Below are 8,643 nucleotides of genomic sequence, written 5' to 3' on the forward strand. Positions count from 1 at the left end.
GGGGAAGGCGCCCTTCCAGGGCCGCCTCGATCTCCCCGCGCCCCTCCCGCAGCTCCGGCGGGATGTAGGCCAGGCCCAGGCGGGCGTAGACCTCTTCCTCCGTTGCGCACCGGATCTCCTCTTCAGTCTCCACTCGGGTGAGGGCGTATTCGCTGAGGCTGTAGCCGCGCCGGAGGGCGTGTTCCCGCAGCTGGATGTTGTGCTGCTGGCTGCCCGTGAAGTATTGCAGCGCCGTCCCCCAGCGCGCCGCCTCAATCACCCGCAGGTCGGCCTGCAGGCCGTCCCGCAGCCGCACGCTGGATTTCGTGGAGCCTTTCAGGAGCACCGTCTCCACGATGGGAAGCGACGTGAAACGCTCCATCACCGCCTCCGGGTCCTCCGCCGCGACCAGGAAGTCCAGATCGCCGACCGTGTCCTTCATCCGGCGGAAGGAGCCGGCAGCGGCCAGCCGCTGCACACCGGGGACTTCCTGAAGGGCCTTCAGGATCTCCTGGGCCAGCGGCCAGGCGACGCCCAAGGGCACGCGCCCGGCGATCTTCCGGCGTTTGACGCCCTCGATGCCCGCCAGGATCTTGCTCTCGAGCTTGGGGCCGAAGCCCGGCAGGCTCCGAAGCTTCCCCGCACGGGCGGCTTCCTCCAGTTCCTCCACGGTGGTGATCCCCAGCTTCTCCCACACGGCCTTGATGCGCTTGGGGCCCATCTCGGGGATCTGGCGCATCTCCAGGAGGCTCTGGGGGATCTCGGATTTCAGGCGCTCGTAGAGCTCCAGATGGCCGGTGCGAAGCAGGGCGTCGATTTTCTCCTCGATGGCCTCGCCCACGCCGGGGATCGTGCGCAGGGCCCCTTCCTGCCAGAGGTCGTAGATGTCCCGTCCCAGGGCGGCGATGTTCTCCGCCGCCCGCCGATAGGCCATGACCTTGTAGGGGATCTCCCCCTGGATCTCCAGCATGTCGGCGATGTTTTCGAAGATCTGAGCGATCTCCTGATTGGTCCATCGCCGCTCCATTGCACCCTCCTTAAGCGGCGACTGAAGTCGCCCTTTCTGGGCCCGCGGCCGATCATCGGCCTATGCCGATGATGCGGCGATTGAAATCGCCCTTTTAGGGCCTACGGCCAGGTGTCGGCCTGCGCCGACGGTTAGGATCGGCGGAGGCCGATCCGTGGCGCGGAGGGCCCGAACGGTATTGCTTCTTGGGGGCCTGCGCCGACGGTTAGGATCGGCGCAGGCCGATCCGTGGCGCGGAGCGCCCAAACGGATCGATTTGAATCGATGTATTAGCTTCACCGCGGGTGAGGCGGCCGCGGTGGGGGAAGCAGGCCTCCCTTTTCCGGGCCAGAGATCGCCGGGGCGGTTCCTTCCGAGGGCAGCACGCGGAGCCCGCGCAGGCCGAGGGCGGCAAACCCTCCGACCAGCACCATCAACAGGCCAGCCCCCATCAGCACCGGTCGAGGCCCCCAGAGCTGCCCGAACAGCCCGGCGCCCCCCTGGGCCAGGGCCAGCGCCCCGTTCACCATTAGGTTCACCAGGCTGTCCACCCGCCCGCGCAGCGGGTTCGGCGTCATCTCCTGGATCAGGGTCGCCAGCCCGGCCCGGGCCACCACGACGCAGAGCCCCATCGCGAAGGCGGCCAGGAGCACAAAGGCGAAGGTCTGCGCTTGGCTGAAGGCGACCGTCGATAACCCGGCGGCGGCCAGGAAGAGCCCCACCACCAGATGGATGGGGATCCGGCGGCCCAGCAGGGGCACGATCCCCAATCCCAGCGCCAGGCCGATCCCCATCATCGCCAGCGTCAGCCCAAACCCCCCGGCCCGCACCTGCAGAACCTCCGCGAGGAACGCCAGGCCGAGGACCTGCACCACACCGATCCCAACGGTGGCGAAGGGCGTGATGGCCGTCACGCCCCGAAGAGAGCGGTGGGTCCAGACGAAACGGAGGCCCTCCAGCAGGTCATGCCCGGGGGAATTCCGCTGAGCCGGCTGAGGGCGATCCGCCGATTCCGGAAGATGGATCCAGGCCAAGGTGAGGGCGGAGACCAGGAAGGTGACGCTATCGAAGACGAAGGCGGCGTAGGGCCCGAAGGCGTCGACGAAGACCCCGGCGGAGATCCCTCCCGCGACCAGGGCCAGGATGTAGCTGGCCTGGAGCATCGTGTTGGCCTGCAGCAGGTGAGCGGGAGGAACCAGGGCCGGGAGCACCGCGTTGCGCGCGGGATAGAAGAAGAGCCCGGCGATGGCGAGGGCCGAGGCCAGTGGATACATCCGCCATAAATCGGCGTTCGTCTGCACCGTCAGCGCGCCCAGGACGATGAGGGCCCGGGCCAGGTCGGAGCCGATCAGCACATAGCGGCGCGGCCAGCGGTCGGCGAAGACCCCGCCCCACAGCCCGAACAGGATCTGGGGGAGGGTGATCGCCAGGGCCAGCCCCCCGAACGCGGCTCGGGAGTCCGTCAGGCGGTCCAGCAGGCTCAGTCCGGCGATGAAGAGAAATTGGTCGCCGACCTGCGATAGAAACTGGCCCGCCCAGAGCAGCGTGAAGGACCTCCCGAAGGGCCAGAGGGCTCGTCCGCTCAGCCGGGATCCCCTCATCGGATTCACAGCGGCAGCTCATAGATCCGATAGATCTTGTAAATCCGCCCGCCCATCGCCTGAATGTCCCGGTTCATCATCAAGTTGTTCTCCAGCACCCACGACATCTCCGCGCGCCGATAGCCCTTGGGCAGGGCGGTCTTCGCCGTCTCGTAATAGAACAGCGCGCTCACGCCATGCATGCGCCAGTTCTCTATCACCCCCATGGCGAGGACCCGGATCGTATCCACCACCCGCCGCCCCTTCCAGTAATAGAGAAGCTTGAGCAGGGTCCACCATTCCGGGACCCCGGGGCGCGGATAGGCCTTCCGCAGGGCCTGGTTCAGATCCGGAAGGGTCAGGGAGAACCCGATGGGCTCCTCATCGACCTCCGCGATGAACACCAGATCGGGGTCCACGAACTGGATCAGCTGGGCGGCCATATGCTCGATCTCGGCATCGGTGAGCGGCACAAACCCCCAGTTCCGTTCCCATGCCGAATTGTAAACCTTTTTGATGCGATCGAGCTCCTCCCGGAAGCGCCGGATGTCCGCCCGACGCACCCGGAACCTCGCTCGACCCTTCAGCTTCTCCGCCACCCGCACCAGCTTCTCCGGCCAGTCGAACACATCCACCGTCAGTTCATAGGCATAAAGATCCATCGCCTTCTGAAAGCCGAAGCCCTCGATGAAATCCCGGTAATAGGGTGGATTGTAGGGCATCAGGATGCGGGGTGGGTCGTTGAAGCCCTCGATCAAGAGGCCGCATTCTTCGTTTGTGCTGAAGGTGGCCGGTCCCCGTAAGGCAGTCATCCCGCGAGCCCGGACCCAATCCCGAGCGGTGGAGAGGAGCGCATGGGCGGCCTCTCGATCCGGCAGCACCTCGAAAGCGCCGAAGAAACCCACCTGCTCGTTGTGAAAGTCGTTGTGCCGATGGTTGACCAGAGCCGCGATGGTGCCCACCGGCTCCCCATCCCGTCGGGCCATGAACAGCGCCACTTCCGCGTGTTGATGGAACGGATTGCGTTGAGGATCGAAGAAGGCCATCCGCTCGCTGATCAGCGGAGGGACCCAATGGGGATCGCCCCGATACACCCGCCATGGGAATGTCACGAAGGCCCGGCGCTCGGCTGGGGTTCGGCATTCATGGATGGTCAGCATGCTCATGGTTCCCTCGTTGAGGTTTCGCTCCCGTTGACGCCCGGGGGGCGTATCCCCCCACGGCTTTTGGCGGGGCAGGCCCCTTAACGAGCTCAGAGCTTAGCGGGAGCCTCGCCCCTCAATGAGCGTGCCCCCCGGCGCGGGATGCTTTTCTTAAGGGGGGGTCCTGGGGCTGGGCCGGGGGGCCGAAGGCCCCCGCCCAGCCCCAGGAAGATGTTTTCTACGCCATATGCGATCTCAGGCGGCAAGTCCGATCCAAACGACTTCGGGAGGGAAGCAGACCAGGCCCATCCCCCTTTCTCCCCCTTCCCCAGGGCACTCTGGGCCGTAGGGAGAAAAAATCTCTCGAGGACGGTGCGAGGGGCCTTTGGCCCCCGCACCGCCCCCGAAGATGTAGCTGGCGGGGATCCCTTCACGCCAGGAAGGCCAGCGCCCGGGGGAGGATGCGGAACGTCGCGGGGGCTTCCCCAATCAGTTCCCCCTCGGCCTGCAGGAACATCCGCTCCTTCGCCTCCACATGGATCTCCTTCGCGCGCTGCCAGGTGATCTTGGGATGATCCAGATGGGTTCCCCGATAGACGCGGTGGAGATTCCGCACAATCTCGCCTTTCCCCAGATCCCCCAGGAGGATCACATCGAACCAGCCATCATCGACCTCAGCGCGAGGGGCGATGAACATCCCGCCTCCGAAGTATCGCCCGTTACAGACCAGCACCGAGTTCATCCGCCCGGAACGTTCCTCCCCGTCGAATCGAATCGTCACGGTCTTGTTTTGATACAGGATCAGGGTGAGGAAGAGATACAGTAGATAAGTGCCGATGGCCCCGAAGGCCTTGATCCCCCGGTTGGTGCGATCGGCCACTTCCCCGTCGAATCCCAGTCCGGCTGCGTTGATGAAGTAGCGAGTAATCGTTTCTCCGGCCCGCTGGCAGGTCACCTGGCCCACATCCACAAGGCAGGCCCGCCCCTCGCGCACCCGCAGGGCCGCTGCGATCGGATCCCGGGGCAACCCAAAGGTGCGCACGAAGTCGGAGCCGGTGCCCAGGGGGAGCATCCCCAGGCGGATGGTCCGCATACGTTCCGGATTTTCCAGGGGGAGCCCGTTCAGGATCTCGTGAAGGGTCCCATCGCCGCCCACGCCGACGATGGTGGTGAAGCCGGCCTCCAGGCCCTGCTGGGCCAGGAGGGTGGCGTGGCCAGGCTCCTGCGTGAAGACGACCTCCATACGGATCCCTTCCACGCGCAGGCGGGCCTCCAGCCCGCCCCAGCGCCGGCCGGTGCGCCCGTTCCCGGCCACCGGGTTCACGATCACCCACCAGGGATGTTCCGACATCGGTGGCTGCCCTCGTTTATGGGATCGATGGATCGATCACGTTTACCCAGGGCGGATCCCGCTTCTGAATTTACAGTCGGGCGAGGCTGCCAAAGGCGGCCGCGCCCGCCCGCAAGCGCGACACCCCTAAGGGAGAGCGTCATTCGGATAGGTTCTCGGCCGGATCTTCCGCCCCTTTGACGCTTCAAGCAGGCCATGGTATCCTCAGAGAGGCAAATCCTCAAGCGATGGAGTGTCCCCGATGGCCAGATCCCGCACCGAGCTGATCGTGCAGCGGTTGAAGGATCTTCAGGCCAGCACGCCGGACATCGAGGCCTCGGCGCTTGTCTCGGTCGATGGATTGATCATCGCCTCTGCTCTGCCTCGAGACGTTGAGGAAGATCGGGTTTCCGCCATGTCGGCGGCCATGCTCTCCCTTGGGGAACGGATCGCCAGCGAGTTGGGGCGCGGCGTGCTGGATCAGGTCTATGTGCACGGATCAAATGGCTATGTGATCCTGATGGCGGTGGGCCAGGAGGCTGTATTGACGGTGCTGGCCCGGGAGAACGCCAAGCTGGGCCTGGTCTTTCTGGATATGAGGCGGGCGGCCCAGGATCTGGCCAGGCTGATGGGATAGGGATCGGGTGAAGAAGGGTGCGGGGCGCTCAGGGCGCCCCGCACCCCTTTTAACGGGAGTTTTTCAGCCCAATCTCTTAAGCCAGGAGGTCGGGAACGGCGAGTGGGCTCTTTTCCATAGAGCCCTCGAGGCCCTGGGGAAGAGGGGAGAAGAAATCGTTTTGGGGCTGGGGCGCTGCCGGAGGCGACGCCCCGGCCCCCAACCCCCAGGAAAGTTCGGCGGTTTCACACGGGACAAGGCGGTGATCTTAGGAGGCGCGCATGACCAAATATGTGTTCTGCACCGGGGGAGTGGTGAGCAGCGTCGGGAAAGGGGTGGCCGCGGCCGCCCTCGGGCGGGTGCTGAAGGCGCGAGGGCTCCGGGTGACCATGCAGAAGCTGGATCCCTATATCAACGTGGACCCCGGGACGATGAACCCCTTCCAGCACGGGGAGGTCTTCGTGACCGAAGATGGCGCGGAGACGGATCTGGATCTGGGGCATTATGAGCGCTTCATCGATGAGAACCTCACGCGGGCCAGCAACGTCACCACCGGCCAGATCTATGCGGAGGTCATCGCTAAGGAGCGTCGCGGCGATTACCTGGGCGGCACGGTCCAGGTCATCCCCCACATCACCAATGAGATCAAGCGGCGCATCGGGCTGGTGGCCAAAGCCCACCAGAACCCGGACGTGGTGATCGTGGAGGTGGGCGGCACGGTGGGGGACATCGAGGGCCTGCCCTTCCTGGAGGCGATCCGCCAGATGCGGCGCGACGTCGGCCGGGATAACGTCCTTTACATCCACGTGACATGGCTCCCCTATATCGGTGCCACCGGGGAGTTGAAGACCAAGCCGACCCAGCACAGCGTGAACACCCTGCGTAGCGTCGGCATCCAGCCGGATGCGATCATCGCCCGGGCCGATCACCCGATTCCCGATAGCCTGCGGGAGAAGATCGCTCTGTTCTGCGACGTCGACCTGCGGGCTGTGATCCCCCTGCCCACCGCGAAGATCCTCTACGAGGTTCCTCTCATGCTGGAGGCGGCCGGCCTGGGCGCTTTCGTGGTGGAACGACTGGGTCTCCCAGGTAAAGAACCGAACTGGACCGAATGGTCCCATATGGTCAATGAGATGCGGCGCCCGAAGGAGAGGTTGCCCATCGCCCTTGTGGGCAAGTATGTCGATCTTCACGATGCCTACATCAGCGTCCGCGAGGCGCTCATTCATGCCGGCGTCGCCCATGGGGTGGATGTGCAGATCGAGTGGATCCCGGCGGAGGAGCTGGAGCACGGTCGCTGCTGGGATCGCATGAAGCGGGCCCACGGGATTGTGGTGCCCGGCGGTTTCGGCTACCGGGGGGTGGAGGGGAAGATCCTGGCCGCGCGCTACGCCCGGGAGAACAAGGTTCCCTATCTCGGTCTTTGCCTGGGGATGCAGGTGATGGTGATCGAGCTCGCCCGCTATGCCCTCGGCTCCGATGAGCCCAACAGCACCGAGTTCAACCCCCACACCCGCTATCCGGTGATCGACCTGTTGCCGGAGCAGCGGGACATCACGGACCTGGGCGGGACGATGCGGCTGGGCGCCTATCCCTGCGCGCTGGTTCCAGGGACGAAGGCCGCCGAGGCCTACGGGACGGATCTGGTCTATGAGCGGCACCGCCATCGCTTCGAGTTCAACAACGCCTACCGGGATCTCCTGCAGCGGGCAGGGCTGGTGCTGAGCGGCCTCTCGCCCGACGGGCGGTTGGTGGAGATCGCGGAGCTGGCGGATCATCCGTTCATGCTGGGGACCCAGTTCCATCCCGAGTTCAAGAGCCGCCCGAACCGTCCTCATCCGCTTTTTAAGGCCTTTATCGCCGCCGCAGCGGCCCGGCTGGATTAGAGTTCCGGATCTGCGCCCGGTCCTTTTTGCTTGTAGTAGGGCACGTTCGGGCCTGTTCTCGATTTGAGAACCATGCAGGATAAGCCCTCGCTTCGCCAGATCGTTCGCAGTTCGATACAGCGAGCTCCGTATAGAACCGGAGCGGATTCTGTTCTGTAGGGAGAGAGCAGGATCCTATCCGCTCCTGCAATCCTGCAACGCCGCCAGCCCCTCCGCCGGTGTCTTTCAACCTCCGCTGGCCGGGGAAAGGGAGGCCCGCTCAGGAAGGACCTCGCTTCCCACGTGCGCAGCATAAAGCCGGATGGCATGAAGGATCCGCTCCTTGGCCCGTTCGGCGTTCTCCCAACCCAGCGCCCGCACCCGAATCCCCTCCAGGTCCTTGTAGACGGAAAAGAAGTGCGCCACTTCCTGCAAAAAATGTTGAGGGATGTCCGAAATGTCCGCGTAATCCCGAAACAGCGGGTCGTGGGCAGGGACCGCCAGGATCTTATCGTCTGGGCTCTCCCGATCCATCATCCGGAACAGGCCGATGGGCCGCGCCGTGATGATGCAACCCGGGAAAGTGGGCTCCGTGACCATCACCAGAACATCCAGGGGATCCCCATCGTCGTAAAGGGTTTGGGGGATTAACCCGTAATCCCCTGGGTAGTGGATCGGGGAATAGAGCACTCGATCCAGCCGGATCAGGCCGGTGGATTTATCGAACTCATACTTGTTGCGGGAGCCCTTTGGGATCTCTACAATCACGTGGATCAAATGAGGCGCATCCGGCCCCGGTGAAAGATCCTTCCACAGATTCATGATCAGCCCTCCTGATGGTGTTTTCACGGCTACTGCCTTGTTCAGTTATACACTGGGGGTTTGATGGACTGAAGCCAGTCCGGCGAGCCATAGCCCCTCCCCCTTGCTCCCCCCTTCCCACGGCCCTCTGGGCCGTGGGAAGGGGAGGGAAGAAGATCTCTTGGGGCGGGGGGGGGGGGGCAAGGGGCCCCCCCCCCCCCCCCCCAGAAGTGTACACACGAAAAAAAACCCCAACCCCCCCCCCCCCCACCCCGGGGGGGGGGGGGGTAAAAAGGGGGGGGCCGGGGGGGGGGGCGGGAAACC

Annotated in this window: 7 protein-coding genes; 2 read left to right on the forward strand and 5 right to left on the reverse strand. The window is 64.9% G+C overall.

Features of this window, described 5'->3' with window-relative positions; genetic code table 11:
* From NZM16_RS05920 to NZM16_RS05935, 4 genes are all read right to left on the reverse strand, one after another.
* Positions 1 to 1,006: nucleotidyltransferase domain-containing protein (locus NZM16_RS05920; protein ID WP_295479276.1), on the reverse strand; the 1,006-nt coding region annotated here is incomplete at its 3' end.
* 275 nt (positions 1,007 to 1,281) lie between these two features.
* Positions 1,282 to 2,586 (reverse strand): MFS transporter, encoded by a 1,305-nt coding sequence (locus NZM16_RS05925; RefSeq protein WP_295450346.1) that lies wholly within the window; start codon positions 2,584 to 2,586, stop codon positions 1,282 to 1,284.
* A gap of 5 nt (positions 2,587 to 2,591) precedes the next feature.
* Positions 2,592 to 3,731 (reverse strand): hypothetical protein, encoded by a 1,140-nt coding sequence (locus NZM16_RS05930; protein ID WP_295479279.1) that lies wholly within the window; start codon positions 3,729 to 3,731, stop codon positions 2,592 to 2,594.
* Between the two features lie 406 nt (positions 3,732 to 4,137).
* A complete protein-coding gene (locus NZM16_RS05935) occupies positions 4,138 to 5,058 on the reverse strand; it encodes a diacylglycerol kinase family protein (RefSeq protein WP_295450349.1) in 921 nt (306 codons plus the stop codon).
* A 241-nt stretch (positions 5,059 to 5,299) separates the two neighbouring features.
* Here NZM16_RS05935 and NZM16_RS05940 point away from each other — a divergent pair, with 241 nt between their 5' ends.
* Positions 5,300 to 5,674 carry a roadblock/LC7 domain-containing protein gene (locus NZM16_RS05940; protein WP_295450350.1) on the forward strand — a complete coding sequence of 125 codons (375 nt, stop codon included), beginning with the start codon at positions 5,300 to 5,302 and terminating at the stop codon, positions 5,672 to 5,674.
* 260 nt (positions 5,675 to 5,934) lie between these two features.
* Positions 5,935 to 7,539: a CTP synthase gene (locus NZM16_RS05945; RefSeq protein WP_295450352.1), complete on the forward strand. Its 1,605-nt coding sequence runs from the start codon at positions 5,935 to 5,937 to the stop codon at positions 7,537 to 7,539.
* 225 nt (positions 7,540 to 7,764) lie between these two features.
* Here the strand turns inward: NZM16_RS05945 and NZM16_RS05950 are convergent, their stop codons facing one another.
* The gene (locus NZM16_RS05950; protein ID WP_295450354.1) at positions 7,765 to 8,340 is read right to left on the reverse strand and encodes an inorganic diphosphatase; all 576 of its coding nucleotides are present in this window, start codon (positions 8,338 to 8,340) and stop codon (positions 7,765 to 7,767) included.
* Positions 8,341 to 8,643 lie beyond the last annotated feature (303 nt).

It is taken from the genome of Thermoflexus sp. (assembly GCF_025055495.1).
Lineage (GTDB): Bacteria > Chloroflexota > Anaerolineae > Thermoflexales > Thermoflexaceae > Thermoflexus.

Bases quoted from the DNA above. Each gene is read 5' to 3' on its own strand.
- NZM16_RS05945 (WP_295450352.1), top strand. From the start codon at position 5,935: ATGACCAAATATGTGTTCTGCACCGGGGGAGTGGTGAGCAGCGTCGGG.
- NZM16_RS05930 (WP_295479279.1), bottom strand. From the start codon at position 3,731: ATGAGCATGCTGACCATCCATGAATGCCGAACCCCAGCCGAGCGCCGG.
- NZM16_RS05935 (WP_295450349.1), bottom strand. From the start codon at position 5,058: ATGTCGGAACATCCCTGGTGGGTGATCGTGAACCCGGTGGCCGGGAAC.
- NZM16_RS05925 (WP_295450346.1), bottom strand. From the start codon at position 2,586: ATGAGGGGATCCCGGCTGAGCGGACGAGCCCTCTGGCCCTTCGGGAGG.
- NZM16_RS05940 (WP_295450350.1), top strand. From the start codon at position 5,300: ATGGCCAGATCCCGCACCGAGCTGATCGTGCAGCGGTTGAAGGATCTT.
- NZM16_RS05950 (WP_295450354.1), bottom strand. From the start codon at position 8,340: ATGAATCTGTGGAAGGATCTTTCACCGGGGCCGGATGCGCCTCATTTG.